This window comes from Allostreptomyces psammosilenae (assembly GCF_013407765.1).
Taxonomy (GTDB): Bacteria; Actinomycetota; Actinomycetes; order Streptomycetales; family Streptomycetaceae; genus Allostreptomyces; species Allostreptomyces psammosilenae.
This window is the reverse complement of the sequence record NZ_JACBZD010000001.1, coordinates 3,397,956-3,414,866: the sequence shown is the minus strand read 5'-3', so window position 1 is coordinate 3,414,866 and position 16,911 is coordinate 3,397,956. Positions and strand designations below refer to the sequence as shown.

Here is a 16,911-nt window from a genome sequence, read left to right as displayed (position 1 = left end):
GGGTCAGTCCTCGGCGGCGACCCGCTCCAGGGCCTCGACGTTGACGGCGCCGACGTGCACGGTGCCGTCCTCCTCCACCAGGACGTTGACCAGGCGGCTGGAGATCAGGGTGCCGGTGCCGAAGTCACCGCTGACCTCCTCGCCGAACATCCCGACCAGGCCGGTCACCGAGCCGGCGCCCGCGCCGGACGGGATGGTCACCACGGTGCCCCAGTCCTCGCCGCTGGTGAGGTGGCCGCCGTAGGCGCCGAAGTCGGACGGCAACTCGGCGGAGGCCTCCAGCTCGGCCTCCAGCTCCTCGATCGGGGCGCCCTCGGCGGGCACCTCCGCGGGCACGGCCTCCGCCTCGAAGGTGCTCCAGGAGGCGGGCTCCGCCCCCGGCTCAAGCGGCACGTAGCTGCCGTCGTACTCCAGCCACTCCTCCGGCAGCTCCTCCTCGACCGCCCAGCCGGTGCTGGTCAGGTCGGTCTCGGTGACGTCGGTGCCGCGGGGCGCCTCGAAGGTGAAGGTGTCCGCGTCCGGCTGGTCGTAGGAGATCTCGGTGAAGGCGAGGTCGACCACGGCCTCGCCGCCGTCCCGCGCGGTGAGCGTGAAGCTCAGCGGGACGCCGGTCTCGGCGTCGACGCCCACCCGGATCTCGCCGACCGTGGAGTCCTCGTTCCGCGGCACGGCCTTGAGGGTGTAGGCGTCCCGGCCGGCGATCTCCTGGGTGCCGTCGACGGTGATGTCGGTGGACGGCTCGACGGCCGCCAGGAAGTCGGCGATCGCCTCCTGCGGGTTCTCCAGCGGCTCGTGCTGCTCGGCCACCGCCTCCTCGGGCAGGACGGTGTGCTCGGCGCTGCGCGAGGAGCTGTCGTACGTCCACACGTCGGTGCCGTTGTGGATGTAGTGGTACTCCTCGCCCTCGCTGATGACGACGACCTTCTGCCGCTCCGGCCCGTCGGCGGCCACCTCGGCGGTGACCTCGCCGCCGGTGAGCAGCTGGGCCAGCGGCCCGTCCACGCCCGGCAGCGGCGAGGCGGCGTCGGACGGCAGCTCGGAGGCGAGGTCCTCCGGCAGCAGCCCGGCGAGGGACTCGCCACCGGACAGGAACGTTTCGGCCCAGCTGGGCAGGCCGAGGTCGACGCTGGCGCGGGCGGTGCCGGAGAGCGTCTCGGTGTCGGACTCGGCGACCCGGGTCAGCAGCTCCTCGGCGGAGATCTCCGCCAGCTCCGGGTCGTCGTTGGCGATGGCCGGCACCACGCCGAACGCGGAGACGGCCACGACGGCCGCGACGCCGGCCGGGAGCCACACCGCGCGGCCGGCCCGGCGGGAGCGCGCGGCGGTGGGCGCCGCGGCCGTGGGCGCGGCGGGCGTGGTGGGGTCGATCGGGGACGTGGGGTCGGTGCTCATGGCCTTGGCCTCCTGCGGCTGCTGGCTAGGCGAACGGCTCGAACGCTCGGTCGGTTCGGCCGGCTCGGTGGGCTTCGCTTGCGATGGGTCCAGTCCACCAGCCGGATGCTGGTGTCCACATCGGTCGGGGGAGCCAACCGGTATCCCCCGTGAGGGTGAACGCGCCGAAGGCGTCTCAGGGTTCCGGGCTGAGGGTGCCGTCCGCCCGGAGGATGACCTCCCCCGAGGCCGGCCCCCGGGTTCCGGGGCCGCCCGCGCCCGGTCCGCACGCCGCACGACGGTCCGTCAGCAGGCCGCCGGAACACGTCGATCGCCCGGAACGCCCGGCTCCCCTTCCCGCTGCCCGGTTCCCCCGCGCCCCCGAGCGGGACCCCGAACGGGCCCCCGACCCGCACCCCCGCCCCCGTGCCCCCGCCCCACCCCGGAACGGCCCCGACCGACCGTCAGCTGGCGCGGTGCACCACCGCGTCGCACAGCCCCTCCAGGGCCTGCTTCGCCGGCCCCTCCGGCAGCGGCGCCAGCACCGCGCGCGCCTCGTCCGCGAAGCGGATGGTCTCCTGCCGTGCGCGCTCCAGCGCCGGGTGGGTGCGGAACAGCCGCAGCGTCTCGGCGAGCAGCGCCTCGTCCTCCAGGTCGCCGTGGACCCCGGCCAGCAGCTCGCGCAGCCGGGTGTCGGCCGGGTCCGCCGGGTCCGGCCGCGAGGAGCGCAGCATCAGCAGGGGCAGCGTGGCGACGCCCTCCCGCAGGTCGGTCCCGGGCAGCTTCCCGGAGGCGTCGCTGTCGCTGGCGATGTCCAGCAGGTCGTCGGCCAGCTGGAAGGCCACGCCGATCCGCTCGCCGTACTCGGCCAGCAGGTGCACCTGGGAGTCGTCCGCGCCGGCCAGCAGCGCGCCGAGGCGGCCCGCTATGGCGATCAGCGAGCCGGTCTTGCCGGCGATGACCTCCAGGTAGTGGCCCACCGGGTCCTCGTCGGCGGCCGGCTCGACGGTCTCCAGGATCTGACCGGCCACCAGCCGCTCGAACGCCTCCGCCTGGATGCGCACGGCCTCCGCGCCGAGGCCCGCGACGATCTGCGAGGCCCGGGCGAAGAGGAAGTCCCCGGTCAGGATCGCCACGGTGTTGTCCCACCGCGCGTTGGCGCTGGGCGCGCCGCGCCGCATCTCGGCCTCGTCCTGCACGTCGTCGTGGTAGAGCGTGGCGAGGTGGGTGAGCTCCACGGCGACGGCGGCCTGCAGCACCTCGGGCCGGTACGGGTCGCCGAACCGGGCGGCGAGCAGGGTCAGCAGCGGCCGGAACCGCTTGCCGCCGGCCTCCTGGAGGTGCCGGGCGGCCTCCTCCAGGAACGGGATGTCGCTGGTGGTGGCGGCCTTCAGGGCCTCCTCGACGGCGGCCAGTCCGGTACGGAGGTCCGCTTCGAGTGCCTCGTCCTGCACGCTCACCCCGAAGGGGCCGACGACGGTCACGCGGGCTCTCCTGTCGCTGGTCGATCTGTCGCTGGTCGAACGGTCGCTGGTCGGCTGGCCGGCGCGGCCGAACAACCCGGCCACGCGCGGCCGACCCCCCGAACACCGGGCCCGGGCGGTCCGGCCGAGCGACCGGCGGCCGCACGTGCAGCGTATCCCGTCGCTTCTGGCGATCTACGGGGGCATGCCGACAGCGGCGGGCGCGCGGAAGGGGCCGCCCCGCCGGCCTGGACCGGCCGGGCGACCCCTCGCGCTCGGTGGTGCGGCGTGCCCCCGTGGTGACGGCGGCGGACCGGGCTAGCCGGCGAAGACCGCGGCGGCGTCGGCCAGGTCGAGCGCCGCCTGCGGCAGCAGCCCGAGGGCCACGGTGACCGCCACGCCCAGGGCGATCGCCACGGTGGTGAACGGGCTGGGCACCGCCACCGTCGGGCCGTCGACCCGGGGCGGGTTGAAGAACATCCGCACGATCACCCGCACGTAGAAGAAGGCGGCCACCGCGCTGCACAGCACGCCGACGATGACCAGCGGGGTCGCGCCGCCCTCGGCCGCCGCGCTGAACACGGCGAACTTGCCGATGAACCCGCTGGTCAGCGGGATGCCGGCGAAGGCCAGCAGGAAGATCGCGAAGGCCGTGGCGACCACCGGGGAGCGCCGGCCCAGCCCGTCCCAGCGGGACAGGTGGGTGGCCTCGCCGCCCGCGTCGCGGACCAGCGTGACCACGGCGAAGGCGCCGAGCGTCACGAAGGAGTAGGCGGCCAGGTAGAACAGCACCGAGGAGATGCCGGCCTCGTTGGAGGCGACGGCTCCGGTCAGCAGGAACCCGGCGTGCGCGATCGAGGAGTACGCCAGCAGCCGCTTGACGTCGGTCTGGGTGACCGCGACCACCGCGCCGACCACCATGGTGGCGATCGCCACGCCCCACATCACCGGCCGCCAGTCCCAGCTCAGCCCGGGCAGCGCCACGTACAGCAGCCGCAGCAGCGCCCCGAAGGCGGCCACCTTGGTGGCCGCCGCCATGAAGCCGGTGACCGGGGTCGGCGCGCCCTGGTAGACGTCCGGGGTCCAGGCGTGGAACGGCACGGCGCCGATCTTGAACAGCAGGCCGACCGCGACCAGGCCCAGGCCGGTGAGCAGCAGCGCGTCGTTGCCGATGGCCGCCGCGGCGGCAGTGGAGGGGTAGCCGGCCACGGTGTCGGCGATGCCGCTGAGCGAGGTGGTGCCGGCGTAGCCGTAGAGCATGGCCACGCCGAACAGGAAGAACGCCGAGGCGAACGCGCCGAGCAGGAAGTACTTCATCGCGGCCTCCTGGGACAGGAGGCGGCGGCGCCGGGCCAGGCCGCACAGGATGTACAGCGGGAGGGAGAGCACCTCCAGCGCGACGAACATGGTCAGCAGGTCGGCGGCGGCCGGGAAAACCAGCATGCCGGCGACGGCGAACAGCGCCAGCGGGTAGACCTCGGTGGTGGTGAAGCCGGCCGCGGCGGCCTTGCGCTCCTGGACGCTGCCGGGCACGGTCGCGGCCTGCGCGGCGAAGGAGTCCACCGGCGCCTCGTCGGCGCCGCGCGGTTCCAGTCGGCGTTCGGCGAAGGTGAGCACGGCGACGACGGCCACCAGCAGCACGGTGCCCTGGAGGAAGAGCGCCGGCCCGTCCACGGCGACCGCGCCCTCGGCGGCCAGCAGCGGGGTCTCGGAGGCGTAGCCGGCGAGCGCCAGCGCGATCACCGCGACGAAGCCGGCGACCAGGCCGGCCAGTGCCAGGGGCACCTGGACGCGGTAGCGCCACCGGCGGGGCACGAACGCCTCGACCAGCATGCCGACGATCGAGACGCCGACCACGATGAGGATCGGGGCCAGCTGCGTGTACTCGATCTCCGGGGCGTCGATGCCGGGCAGCGGCTGGGTGGGGGTGGGCTGGGTGGCGGCCGTCGTCCACAGCCTGTGGACGGTCTCGCCGGCGCCGGCCGCGCCGGCGGCGGCCAGCGTCCCGAGTGTCGTCCCGATCATCAGCGGGCACCTCCTGCGGTGTGCGAGTCGGCCACCGGAACCTCCGGAGCGGGGTCGGTGCGTTGCAGGTCGGACATGGTGTGGCCGACGGCGGGGTCGATGACGTCGAGCACCGGCTTCGGGTACACGCCGAGCACCAGCAGCAGCGCCACCAGCGGGGTGACCACGGCGAGCTCCCGGGCCCTGAGGTCGGTGACCCCCCGGGACTTCGCGGTCAGCGGCCCGGTCATGGTGCGCTGGTACATGATCAGCACGTACAGCGCGGCGAGCACGATGCCGACGGTGGCGGCGGCGCCGGCCACCGGGTAGCTGCTGAAGGTGCCGACCAGCACCAGGAACTCGCTGACGAACGGCGCCAGGCCGGGCATGGAGAGCGTGGCCAGGCCGGCGACCAGGAAGGTGCCGGCGAGCACCGGGGCGACCTTCTGCACGCCGCCGAAGTCGGCGATCAGCCGGGAGCCGCGCCGGGTGATCAGGAAGCCGATGATCAGCATCAGCGCGGCGGTGGAGACGCCGTGGTTGACCATGTACAGCGCGGCCCCGGAGATGCCCTGGCTGGTGAGGGCGAACACGCCGAGCACGATGAACCCGAAGTGCGAGACGGAGGCGTACGCCACCAGCCGCTTCAGGTCGGTCTGGGCGATCGCGGCCAGCGCGCCGTAGAGGATGGAGATCACCGCCAGGGTGAGCACCACCGGCGTGGCCCAGGCGCTGGCCTCCGGGAACAGCTGGAGGCAGTAGCGCAGCATGGCGAAGGTGCCGACCTTGTCGACCACGGCGGTGATCAGCACGGCGGTGGCCGGGGTGGACTCGCCCATGGCGCCGGGCAGCCAGGTGTGCAGCGGCCACAGCGGGGCCTTGACCGCGAAGGCGAACATGAAGCCCAGGAACAGGGCGCGCTCCACGGTCGGGTCCAGGGCGAGGGTGCCGTCGGCGACGGCGGCGGTGATGGCCGGCAGGTCGAAGGTGCCGCCGCCGTCCTGGCCGAGGCCGGCGCGTGCGGTGGCCGCGTACAGGCCGACCACGGCGGCCAGCATGACCAGGCCGCCGAGCAGGTTGTAGAGCAGGAACTTGACGGCGGCCCGGGTGCGCGCGCCGTCGGTCGCCTGCCGGGTGCGGTCGCCGAAGCCGCCGATGAGGAAGTACATCGGGATGAGCATGGCTTCGAAGAACACGTAGAACAGGAAGACGTCGGTGGCCGCGAACGCCATCACCACCATGGCCTCGACCAGCAGCATCAGCGCCAGGTAGCGGCTGGTCCGGGCGGGCGCGGCGGTCGCGGTGGCCGTACCGGTGGCGGTGGCCGGGGCGGCCGCGGTCTCCCCGTCCGCATCGGCGCCGGTGTCGGCGTCCCGCCAGGCGGCGGCGATGACCAGCGGCACCAGCACGGCGGTGAGCGCGATCAGCACCACGCCGACGCCGTCCACGCCCAGCTGGTAGCGGGTGCCGAAGGCCGGGATCCAGGTGTGGGACTCGACGAGCTGGTAGCGGTCGCCGCCGGGGTCGAAGCGGAGCGCCACGGCGGCGGCCAGCAGCAGCGTGCCGAGGGAGAACGCCAGGGCCGTCCACCGCGCCGCGCCCGCCCTGCGGGCCGGGGTGGCGGCCACCACCAGCGCGCCGACCGCGGGCAGCGCCGCGGTGACGGTCAGCAGGGGGAATTCCATCGGGGGTGTCCCTCTCTCCTCATGGTGGGCTCCGACACGGGGGCGGACTTCGGTGCGGGGCGCATCGGTCACACGCTCCGGACCAGCACGGTGGCGGCGACCAGCACCACGGCGCCGTACAGCATGGAGAGCGCGTAGCTGCGCACGAAGCCGTTCTGCAGCAGCCGCAGCCGGTCCGAGAGGACGGCGACGGTGCCCGCCACGGCGCCGACCACGCCGTCCACGCCGCTGCGGTCGGTGCCGTCGACGGCGGCGACCAGCCGGCGGCCGGGCTGGACCAGCACCACGTGGTTGAAGTCGTCCTGGAGCAGGTCGCGGCGGGCGGCCCGGGTGGCCCAGGAGCCGGCCGGCGCCACGGCGGGCACCGGACGGCGGCCGTAGGCGGCCCAGCCGAGGCCGGCCCCGAGGAGGACGGTGACCAGGGTGGCGGCGGTGACCGCCAGCGCCGGCACCGGCAGGTGGCCGTGCTCGTAGCCGGTGACCGGCTCCAGCCAGTGCACGAAGCGCTCGCCGAGGGCGAGGAACGCCCCGGCGCCGACCGAGCCCACGGCCAGCAGCACCATCGGGACGGTCATCGAGCGCGGCGCCTCGTGCGGGTGCGGCGCGGTGGCCGGGTCCTCGCCGGGGCCGGTGCCGCGCCAGCGCTTCTCGCCGAAGAACGTCATCAGCATCACGCGGGTCATGTAGAAGGCGGTGACTCCGGCGCCGACCAGCGTGACCGCGCCGAGGAGCCAGCCCTGGGCGCCGCCGGAGGCGAACGCCGCCTCGATGATGCGGTCCTTGGACCAGAAGCCGGACAGCCCGGGAAAGCCGATGATGGCGAGGTAGCCGAGGCCGAAGGTGACGTAGGTGACCGGCAGGTAGCTCCGCAGGGCGCCGTAGCGCCGCATGTCGACCTCGTCGTCCATGGCGTGCATCACCGAGCCGGCGCCGAGGAACAGGCCGGCCTTGAAGAAGCCGTGGGTGACCAGGTGCATGATCGCGAAGCCGTAGCCGATCGGGCCCAGGCCGGCGGCCAGCACCATGTAGCCGATCTGCGACATGGTGGATCCGGCCAGCGCCTTCTTGATGTCGTCCTTGGCGCACCCGACGATCGCACCGAAGAGCAGGGTGACCGCGCCGACGGCGAGCACGGCGGTCTGGGCGGTCGGCGCCGCCTCGAAGATCACCCCGGAGCGGGTGATCAGGTACACGCCGGCGGTGACCATGGTGGCGGCGTGGATCAGCGCGGAGACCGGGGTGGGGCCCTCCATCGCGTCGCCCAGCCAGGACTGCAGCGGCACCTGCGCGGACTTCCCGCAGGCGGCCAGGAGCAGCAGCAGGCCGATCGCGGTGAGCGTGCCCTCGGTGGCCCCCTCGGCGGCCGGCAGCACCTCGGCGTAGGCGAAGGTGCCGAAGGTGGTGAACATCAGCATCACCGCGAGGGCCAGGCCGACGTCGCCCACCCGGTTGACGATGAACGCCTTCTTCGCCGCGGTGGCCGCCGAGTCCCGCTCCTGCCAGAAGCCGATGAGCAGGTAGGAGGCGAGGCCCACGCCCTCCCAGCCGGCGTACAGCAGCAGGTAGTTGTCGGCGAGGACGAGCAGCAGCATCGCCGCGAGGAACAGGTTGAGGTAGCCGAAGAACCGGCGCCGGCGGGGATCGGCGGCCATGTAGCCGATCGAGTAGACGTGGATCAGCGTGCCGACGCCGGTGATCAGCAGCACGAAGGTGATGGAGAGCGGGTCCAGCAGCAGCGACACGTCGGCCTGGAAGCTCTCCACCGGCACCCAGCTGAACAGGTGCAGGGTGTGCGAGCGGGCCTCGGCCTCCTCGCCGAGCAGCGAGGCGAACACCCCGAGGCCGACCAGGAAGCTGCCGGCGGCGGCCGCGGTGGCGAAGAGTGGGCCCCACCGGTCGGTGCGGCGCCCGCCGACCAGCAGCACGGCGGCGCCGAGCAGCGGCAGGGCGAGCAGCAGCCAGGCGGCGCCCTGGAAGCCCCCTTCGGCGGCGCTGGGGACCAGCGACGTCGCCCCGGCTTCGCCGGCGGCGGTCAAGATGGTGGTGGTGGCCATCGGCCGACTTCTCCTCCCGGGCTGGTGCCGGTCGTTAGTTCTTCAGCAGGCTGGCGTCGTCGACCGAGGCCGAGCGGCGGGTGCGGAAGACGGCGATGATGATCGCGAGACCGACGACGACCTCCGCCGCCGCGACGACCATCGTGAAGAAGGCCACGATCTGGCCGTCGAGGTTGCCGTGCATGCGGGCGAAGGTGACCAGCGCCAGGTTGCAGGCGTTCAGCATCAGCTCCACGCACATGAACACGACGATGGCGTTGCGCCGGGTCAGCACCCCGGCGGCGCCGATCGAGAACAGCAGCGCGGACAGGAACAGGTAGTTCGTCGGGTTCACCGGTCGGCTCCTTCCGTGGCGCGGCTGCCGTTGCTTCCGTTCACGCCGTTCGTCCCGTTCGCGCCGTTGGAGCCGTTGGAGCCGTTCGGGGCGAGCGGGGAGTGCTCCCCGCCCGCCGGGCCGGTCAGGGCGGTGCGGCCGGCCCACGGGTCGTCGGCGCCGACCGGCTCCACGGCCGGCAGCACCGGGTCGACCCGCGGCACCTCGGCCAGGCCGCCGGCGAGCCGGGTGGCGGGCAGCCGCCACTCGGACGCCTCGCGCATCTGGCCGCGGGCCCGCAGCACCGGGTTCACGCTGGTCACCAGCGGCGTGCCGTCGGGCAGCAGCGCCGGGATGTCCACCGCGTTGTGCCGGGCGTAGACGCCGGGCGCGGGCAGCGGGGTGATCTGCTCGCCGCGCCGGATCCGCTCGGCCGCCAGCGCGGCCTGGCCGCGACGCGGCTCGGTGCGCTCGCGGTGGGTCAGCACCATGGCGCCGACGGCCGCCGTGATCAGCAGGATGCCGGTGAGCTCGAACGCCCACACGTAGCGGGTGAACAGCAGCACGGCGATGCCCTGCACGTTGCCGTAGGCGTTGGCGCCGGCCAGGCCGGTGAAGGTGTCCAGCCCGGCGCGCGAGACGGCGCCGGCGAGGACCAGCGCGAAGCCCAGCGCCGCGACGGCCGCGGCCCAGCGCTGCCCGCGCAGCGTCTCGGTGAGCGACTGCGAGGAGTCCACGCCGACCAGCATCAGCACGAACAGGAAGAGCATCATGATGGCGCCGGTGTAGACGACCACCTGCACGACGCCGAGGAAGACGGCGCCCTGCGCGATGTAGAAGACGGCCAGCACGATCATCACGGCGGCCAGGCAGAGCGCGCTGTGCACGGCCTTGCGCATCAGCACCGTGCCGAGCGCGCCGAGCACGGCGACCGTGCCCAGCACCCAGAACTGCACCGCCTCGGCGGAGGAGGTGGTGGCGGCCAGCAGGGTCGTGGCGTCGGGGATCACACCATCCTCCCCTCGTGGTGTTCGGTGGTCGCCTCGGCGACCCCCTCGGTGAGGTCCGGGTCGGCGTGGCCGTCGGCGATGTTGGCCGGCGCCCCGGAGCCGCGCGGCTGGGTGGTGGTGCCGGGGGCGGCCCCGGTGACCCGGCCGCGGTAGTAGTCGTCGTCGTCGGTGCCCGGGTACATGGCGTGCGGCGGGGCGACCATGCCCTCGGTGAGGCCGACCAGCAGCTGCTCCTTGGTGTAGATCAGGTCGGCGCGGCTGTCGTCGGCCAGCTCGTACTCGTTGGTCATGGTCAGCGCGCGGGTCGGGCACGCCTCCACGCACAGCCCGCACAGGATGCAGCGCAGGTAGTTGATCTGGTAGACGCGGCCGTAGCGCTCGCCCGGGGAGTAGCGCTCCTCCTCGGTGTTGTCGGCGCCCTCCACGTAGATGGCGTCGGCCGGGCAGGCCCAGGCGCACAGCTCGCAGCCGATGCACTTCTCCAGCCCGTCCGGGTGCCGGTTGAGCTGGTGCCGCCCGTGGAAGCGCGGCTTCGTCGGCTTCTTCTGCTCGGGGTAGAACTCGGTGTTGGGCGGCCGGAACATGGCCCCGAGGGTCACGCCGAATCCGGCCGCCGGGCCGAGGGGGATCTCAGGCATCATCGGCTCCCTTGTGGGACGGGGCTGCGGACGTGGACGTCCCGGACGCCGCGCCGGCGTGCTCGCGCTCGCCCTGGTGGCGCGGCCGGCGGCGGGGCACCGGCGGGAGGGTCTGGCCGGGCAGGGGCGGTACGGGGAAGCCGGCGTCGGTGGGCGGCTCGCTCGGGGTGGGCGCGGCGGCCTGTCCGGGCTCCGGCCGCGGGCCGCCGCGGGCCGCGCGGAAGGTGTCCCACAGCATCGACAGCAGCAGCACGGCGACGATGGCTCCGGCGCCGACCAGCACCATGGAGCGGACGTCCACGCCCTGGGCGTTCAGCGCCCGCACGGCGGCCACCATCACCAGCCAGACCATGGAGATCGGGATGAGGACCTTCCAGCCGAGCGCCATGAACTGGTCGTAGCGCAGCCGGGGCAGGGTGCCGCGCAGCCAGATGAAGAAGAACAGCAGCAGCTGCACCTTGATGACGAACCACAGCAGGGGCCACCAGCCGCTGTTGGCGCCCTCCCAGAACAGGGTGATGGGGGCGGGGGCGCGCCAGCCGCCGAGGAAGAGCGTCACCGCGACCGAGGAGACGGTGATCATGTTGATGTACTCGGACATCATGAACATCGCGAACTTCATCGAGGAGTACTCGGTCTGGAAGCCGGCGACCAGCTCGCCCTCGGCCTCCGGCAGGTCGAACGGGGCCCGGTTGACCTCGCCGACCATCGCGATGATGTAGACGATGAAGGAGACCGGCAGCAGCAGCACGAACCAGGTGTCCTGCTGCGCGTCCACGATGGCCGAGGTGGACATCGAACCGGACTGCAGGAAGACGGCGGCGAAGGACAGGCCCATGGCGATCTCGTAGGAGATCACCTGCGCGGCCGAGCGCAGCCCGCCGAGCAGCGGGTAGGTCGAGCCGGAGGACCAGCCGGCCAGCACCAGGCCGTAGATGCCGACCGAGGTGACCGCCAGGATGTACAGCAGCGCCACCGGCAGGTCGGTCAGCTGCAGCGCGGTGCGGGTGCCGAAGATGGAGACCTCGTTGCCGGGGGGCCCGAAGGGGATGACCGCGAAGGCCAGGAACGCCGGGACGGTGGCGACGATCGGCGCGAGGACGTAGATGGGGCGGTCGGCCGCCCGCACCACGATGTCCTCCTTCAGCATCAGCTTGATGCCGTCGGCCAGCGACTGCAGGGTGCCCCAGGGGCCGGTGCGGTTGGGGCCGACGCGCATCTGCATGTAGGCGACGGCCTTGCGCTCCCAGACGATGGTGACGAGCACCGTCAGCAGGATGAACGCGAAGACCACGACGACCTTGAGCGCCACCAGCCACCAGGGGTCGGTGCCGAAGTAGCTCAGGTCCTCCGCCACGAGCGGACGCATCACCGCTCTCCCTTCTCGGTCAGCGGGCTCGGTTCGCCGTCGCTGCCCGCGGCCGGCGGCTGGGCGGCCCGGCCGGGGGCGCAGGCGCAGCCGCCGCCGGTTCCGCAGCCGCCGGCCGGGCGGGCGATCCGGGTGCCCGGTTCGATCCGGACGAGCTGCCCGGGCAGGGCGCCGGTGCGGCGCGGCACCCCCGAGGTCACCGAGCCGAGCGGCAGCCAGACCACGCCGTCCGGCATGTCGGTGATCTCCAGCGGCAGTTCGACGTGGCCGTCGGGGCCGCTGACCCGCAGCGGCGCGCCGGCCTCGACGCCGACCGAGGCGGCGGTGGCGGCGGAGAGCCGGGCCAGCGCCTCGTGCCGGGTGCCGGCCAGGTGGGGTTCGCCCTCCTGGAGGCGGGACTCGTCCAGCAGCTGCCGCCAGCCGGCCAGCACGGCCTCCCCGGCGACCGGCGCGGGGACGGTGGCGGTCGGCTCGGGCAGGGCGGCCGCCAGCGTCGCGGTGGGGCGCTCGCCCTGCCAGGTGCCCAGCTCGTCGAGTTCCCGGCGGGCGGCGTAGACGTCGGGCAGGCCGAGGTGGACGTCGGCGGCGTCGGCGAGCATGTCCAGCACCCGCAGGTCGGGCAGCAGGCGTTCCCGGTCGTGCTGGTCCTCGCGCAGGGCGCGGCGGAACGGCCGCAGCCGGCCCTCCCAGGTGGCGAAGGCGCCGTCCTTCTCGGCGACGGCGGCCACCGGCAGCACCACGTCGGCCAGCGCGGTGACCTCGCTGGGCCGCTGCTCCAGGCTGACCAGGAAGGGCACCCGTTCCAGGGCGGCCAGCGCCCGGCGCGGGGCGGGCAGGTCGTTCGGGTCGACGCCGCCGACGACCAGGGCGTCGAGTTCGCCGGAGGCGGCGGCGTCGATGATGGCGGCGGTGTCCCGGCCGAAGCCGCCGGGCAGTTCGGCGATCCGCCACACGGCGGCGGTCTCGGCCCGGGCGGCGGGGTCGGTGGCGGGGCGTCCGCCGGGCAGCAGCCCGGGGAGCGCGCCGGCCTCGACGGCGCCGCGCTCGCCGGCGCGGCGCGGCACCCAGGCGAGCCGGGCGCCGGTGGCCGCGGCCAGGTCGGCGGCGGCGGTGAGCGCGCCGGGCACGCCGGCCAGCCGTTCGCCGACCAGCAGCAGGGCGCCGGGGGTGCGCAGCGCCCGGTGGACGGCGCGGCCGGTCTCGCCGAGGTCGGCGGCGCGTTCGGCGGCCTCCTCGCCGGGGCCGTCGATGTCCTCGGCCAGGGCGCGCAGCCAGTCGGTCTCGGTGCCGGGGGCGGCCCGCAGCAGCGTGCCGTCGAGCTTGCGCAGGCCGCGCGAGGCGAAGGGGGCGAGGGAGGCGACGGCGACCCGGTTCTTCCGCACGCCCTTGCGCAGCCGCAGGAAGACCGCCGCGGACTCCTCCTCCGGCTCCAGGCCGGCGAGCAGCACCATCGGGGCGCGTTCCAGGTCGGCGTAGACGACCTCCATGGCCCGGCCGGCGACGTGCGCGGCGAGGAAGTCGGCCTCCTCGGCGCTGTGCACCCGGGCGCGGAAGTCCACGTCGTTGCTGCCGAGCACCAGCCGGGTGAACTTGGCCCAGGCGTAGGCGTCCTCGACGGTGACGCGTCCGCCGGGCAGCGCGGCGGCGCGTCCGCGGGCGGCGGTCAGGGCGTCGGCCGCCCGGCGCAGCGCCTCGGGCCAGGAGGCGGGGCGCAGTTCGCCGTCCTGGCCGCGGACCAGGGGGGTGGTGAGCCGGTCGTGGAGCTGGGCGTAGCGGAACGCGAACCGGCCCTTGTCGCAGTTCCACTCCTCGTTGACCTCGGGGTCGTCGCCGGCCTGGCGGCGCAGCACCTTGCCGCGGCGGTGGTCGGTGCGCAGGGCGCAGCCGCCGGCGCAGTGCTCGCAGACGGTGGGCGAGGAGACCAGGTCGAAGGGGCGGGCGCGGAACCGGTAGGCGGCGGAGGTGAGGGCGCCGACCGGGCAGATCTGGATGGTGTTGCCGGAGAAGTAGGAGCGGAACGGCTCGCCCTCGGCGATGCCGACCTGCTGGTCGGCGCCGCGGTCGGTGAGCTGGATGAAGGGGTCGCCGGCGATCTGCTCGGAGAAGCGGGTGCAGCGGGCGCACAGCACGCAGCGTTCGCGGTCGAGCAGGACCTGGGTGGAGACCGGGACGGGCTTGGGGAAGGTGCGCTTGACGCCGTCGAAGCGGGTCTCCGGGGAGCCGGAGGACATGGCCTGGTTCTGCAGGGGGCACTCGCCGCCCTTGTCGCAGACCGGGCAGTCCAGCGGATGGTTGATCAGCAGCAGTTCCATCACGCCGCGCTGGGCCTTCTCGGCGACCGGCGAGGTGAGCTGGGTGCGGATGACCATGCCGTCGGCGACCGGGATGGTGCAGGAGGCCACCGGCTTGCGCTGGCCCTCGATCTCGACGATGCACTGCCGGCAGGCGCCGACCGGGTCGAGCAGGGGGTGGTCGCAGAACCGGGGGACGGTGATGCCGAGGAGTTCGGCGGCGCGGATCACCAGGGTGCCCTTCGGCACGGTGACGCTGACGCCGTCGATGGTGCAGGTCACCGTCTCCTCGGGTGGGGCCGGCGGCCGGGGGCCGGCCGGGGCGTTGGTGGTGACGGTCATGCGATGACCTCCTCGGCGGTGGCGGTGACGCCCGGGGTGTCGCCGGCGCGGCCGGCGCCGGTGTCGCCGGCGGTGCCGGCGCGGGTGGTGTCGCCGGGGCCGTGCGGGGCGCGCGTGGGGCCGTTGCCGCCGGGGGTGTCGGGCGTGTGGGCGCGGGCGGCGCCGGAGCGGCCGGGGCCGAAGACGGTGGCGGCGTCGGGGTCGAAGGGGCAGCGGCCGAGCCGCAGGTGTTCCAGGTACTCGTCGCGGAAGTACTTCAGCGAGGAGAAGATGGGGCTGGCGGCGCCGTCGCCGAGGGCGCAGAAGGACTTGCCGTTGATGTTGTCGGCGATGTCCTGGAGCTTGTCGAGGTCGGCCTCGCTGCCCTGGCCGGCGTCGAGCCGGCGCAGCAGTTGCACCAGCCAGTAGGTGCCCTCGCGGCAGGGGGTGCACTTGCCGCAGGACTCGTGGGCGTAGAACTCGGTCCAGCGGGTGACGGCGCGGACCACGCAGGTGGTCTCGTCGAAGATCTGCAGGGCCTTGGTGCCGAGCATGGAGCCGGCGGCGGCCACGCCCTCGTAGTCGAGCGGGACGTCGAGGTGCTCGTCGGTGAACATCGGGGTGGAGGAGCCGCCCGGGGTCCAGAACTTCAGCCGGTGGCCCTCGCGGATGCCGCCGGTGAGGTCGAGGAGCTGGCGCAGCGTGATGCCGAGGGGGGCCTCGTACTGGCCGGGGCGCTTCACGTGTCCGGAGAGCGAGTAGAGGGTGAAGCCGGGGGACTTCTCCGACCCCATGGAGCGGAACCACTCCTTCCCGCGGTGCAGGATCGCGGGAACCGAGGCGATGGATTCGACGTTGTTGACGACAGTGGGGCAGGCGTAGAGGCCGGCGACGGCCGGGAAGGGCGGGCGGAGCCGGGGTTGGCCGCGGCGGCCTTCGAGGGAGTCCAGCAGCGCGGTCTCCTCGCCGCAGATGTAGGCGCCGGCGCCGGCGTGCACGGTGATGTCGAGGTCGAAGCCGGAGCCGAGGATGTCGCGGCCGAGGTAGCCGGCGGCGTAGGCCTCGGCGACGGCGGCGTGCAGTCGCCGGAGCACGGGGACGACCTCGCCGCGCAGGTAGACGAAGGCGTGGGAGGAGCGGATGGCGTAGGCCGCGATGATCATGCCCTCGATGAGGGCGTGCGGGTTGGCGAGCAGGAGCGGGATGTCCTTGCAGGTGCCGGGCTCCGACTCGTCGGCGTTGACGACGAGGTAGTGCGGCTTGCCGTCGTTCTGCGGGATGAACTGCCACTTCATCCCGGTGGGGAAGCCGGCGCCGCCGCGGCCGCGCAGGCCGGCGTCCTTGACGTAGGCGATGACGTCGTCCGGTGGCATGCCGAAGGCGGTCCGCAGGCCCTGGTAGCCGTCGTGGCGGAGGTAGCCGTCGAGGGTGTAGCTGTCCGGCTCGTCCCAGTGCGCGCTCAGCACCGGGGCGAGCAGGTCGGTGGCGGCCTCGCCCTTGGTGGGGCCGGGGTGGCTGGTGTCGGGGCTCATCGCCTACTTCCTCCCTTCCGGGCCGTCGCCGGCACGCCGCTCGCGGTCTCGGGGTGGGGAGTCGGAGGTGGCCAGCGGGGCGTCGGAGCTGCTCGGGGTGTGCTCGCGCCGCTCACGGTCGTGTTCGGCGGCCATCCGCTCGGCCGGCGCGGGCTCGGCCGGCGCGGCCCCGCCGGCGGCGGCCGCGGCGGGCGGCGCGCCCTCCTCGCGCAGCAGCCGCAGGCCGGCGAGGGAGGCGTGGCCGGCGCTGCCGCCGGCGTCGACGGCGCCGGGGCGCTCGTCGGGGAAGCCGGCCAGGATGCGCTCGGTCTGCCGGAAGGTGCACAGCGGGGCGCCGCGGGTCGGGGTGGCGCCGCGGCCGGCGCGCAGGTCGTCCACCAGGCGGCGGGCCGACTCGGGCGTGGCGTCGTCGAAGAACTCCCAGTTGACCATCACCACGGGGGCGAAGTCGCAGGCGGCGTTGCACTCGATGTGTTCGAGGGTGATGGCGCCGTCCTCGGTGGTCTCGCCGCCGGAGATGCCGAGGTGCTCCTGGAGTTCGGCGTAGATGCGGTCGCCGCCGAGGACCGCGCAGAGCGTGTTGGTGCACACGCCGACCTGGTAGTCGCCGCCGGGCCGCCGCCGGTACATCGAGTAGAAGGTGGCGACGGCGGTGACCTCGGCGTCGGTCAGGCCGAGCTGCTCGGCGCAGAAGGCGATGCCGGTGCGGCTGACCCAGCCCTCCTCGGACTGCACCAGGTGCAGCAGTGGCAGCAGCGCGGAGCGGCTGCCGGGGTAGCGGGCGATGATCTCGCGCGCGTCGGCGGCGAGCCGTTCGCGCACCTCGGGCGGGTAGGGCGGGGCGGGGAGCGCGGGCATGC

The 16,911-nt window shown here is 74.1% G+C and carries 11 protein-coding genes and 1 pseudogene; all 12 read right to left on the bottom strand.

Going from position 1 to position 16,911, the window contains the following annotated elements; genetic code table 11:
- Positions 1-3: 3 nt before the first annotated feature.
- The 12 genes and pseudogenes from FHU37_RS14010 to nuoE all read right to left on the bottom strand — a co-directional run bounded on the left by FHU37_RS14010 (position 4) and on the right by nuoE (position 16,909).
- Positions 4-1,392, bottom strand: coding sequence for a LolA family protein (locus tag FHU37_RS14010; RefSeq protein ID WP_179814505.1), 1,389 nt, complete (start codon positions 1,390-1,392; stop codon positions 4-6).
- 443 nt (positions 1,393-1,835) lie between these two features.
- Positions 1,836-2,855, bottom strand: coding sequence for a polyprenyl synthetase family protein (locus tag FHU37_RS14005; RefSeq protein ID WP_179814504.1), 1,020 nt, complete (start codon positions 2,853-2,855; stop codon positions 1,836-1,838).
- Positions 2,856-3,152: 297 nt separating this feature from the next.
- Entirely contained in the window at positions 3,153-4,859 is a 1,707-nt protein-coding gene (gene nuoN, locus FHU37_RS14000; RefSeq protein WP_179814503.1) for an NADH-quinone oxidoreductase subunit NuoN, read from the bottom strand.
- Positions 4,859-6,523, bottom strand: a complete 1,665-nt coding sequence (locus FHU37_RS13995; RefSeq protein WP_179814502.1) for an NADH-quinone oxidoreductase subunit M — start codon at positions 6,521-6,523, stop codon at positions 4,859-4,861. The genes nuoN and FHU37_RS13995 overlap by 1 nt, the downstream gene beginning before the upstream one ends.
- 68 nt (positions 6,524-6,591) lie before the next feature.
- Positions 6,592-8,577, bottom strand: a complete 1,986-nt coding sequence (gene nuoL / locus FHU37_RS13990) for an NADH-quinone oxidoreductase subunit L (protein WP_179814501.1) — start codon at positions 8,575-8,577, stop codon at positions 6,592-6,594.
- 34 nt (positions 8,578-8,611) lie between these two features.
- Complete coding sequence (gene nuoK / locus FHU37_RS13985) at positions 8,612-8,911, bottom strand: NADH-quinone oxidoreductase subunit NuoK (protein ID WP_179814500.1); 300 nt, start codon at positions 8,909-8,911, stop codon at positions 8,612-8,614.
- Positions 8,908-9,897, bottom strand: a complete 990-nt coding sequence (locus FHU37_RS13980; protein WP_179816271.1) for an NADH-quinone oxidoreductase subunit J — start codon at positions 9,895-9,897, stop codon at positions 8,908-8,910. The genes nuoK and FHU37_RS13980 overlap by 4 nt, the downstream gene beginning before the upstream one ends.
- Complete coding sequence (gene nuoI / locus FHU37_RS13975; RefSeq protein WP_179814499.1) at positions 9,897-10,538, bottom strand: NADH-quinone oxidoreductase subunit NuoI; 642 nt, start codon at positions 10,536-10,538, stop codon at positions 9,897-9,899. Before nuoI ends, FHU37_RS13980 begins: the two co-directional genes overlap by 1 nt.
- Positions 10,531-11,907 carry an NADH-quinone oxidoreductase subunit NuoH gene (gene nuoH, locus FHU37_RS13970; RefSeq protein ID WP_179814498.1) on the bottom strand — a complete coding sequence of 459 codons (1,377 nt, stop codon included), beginning with the start codon at positions 11,905-11,907 and terminating at the stop codon, positions 10,531-10,533. The genes nuoI and nuoH overlap by 8 nt, the downstream gene beginning before the upstream one ends.
- The gene (locus tag FHU37_RS13965) at positions 11,907-14,540 is read right to left on the bottom strand and encodes an NADH-quinone oxidoreductase subunit G (RefSeq protein ID WP_179814497.1); all 2,634 of its coding nucleotides are present in this window, start codon (positions 14,538-14,540) and stop codon (positions 11,907-11,909) included. The genes nuoH and FHU37_RS13965 overlap by 1 nt, the downstream gene beginning before the upstream one ends.
- Positions 14,541-14,719: 179 nt before the next feature.
- Positions 14,720-16,051, bottom strand: a pseudogene (gene nuoF / locus FHU37_RS13960) (NADH-quinone oxidoreductase subunit NuoF); the annotation flags it as partial.
- A gap of 3 nt (positions 16,052-16,054) precedes the next feature.
- Complete coding sequence (gene nuoE, locus FHU37_RS13955; RefSeq protein ID WP_179816270.1) at positions 16,055-16,909, bottom strand: NADH-quinone oxidoreductase subunit NuoE; 855 nt, start codon at positions 16,907-16,909, stop codon at positions 16,055-16,057.
- Positions 16,910-16,911: the final 2 nt, after the last annotated feature.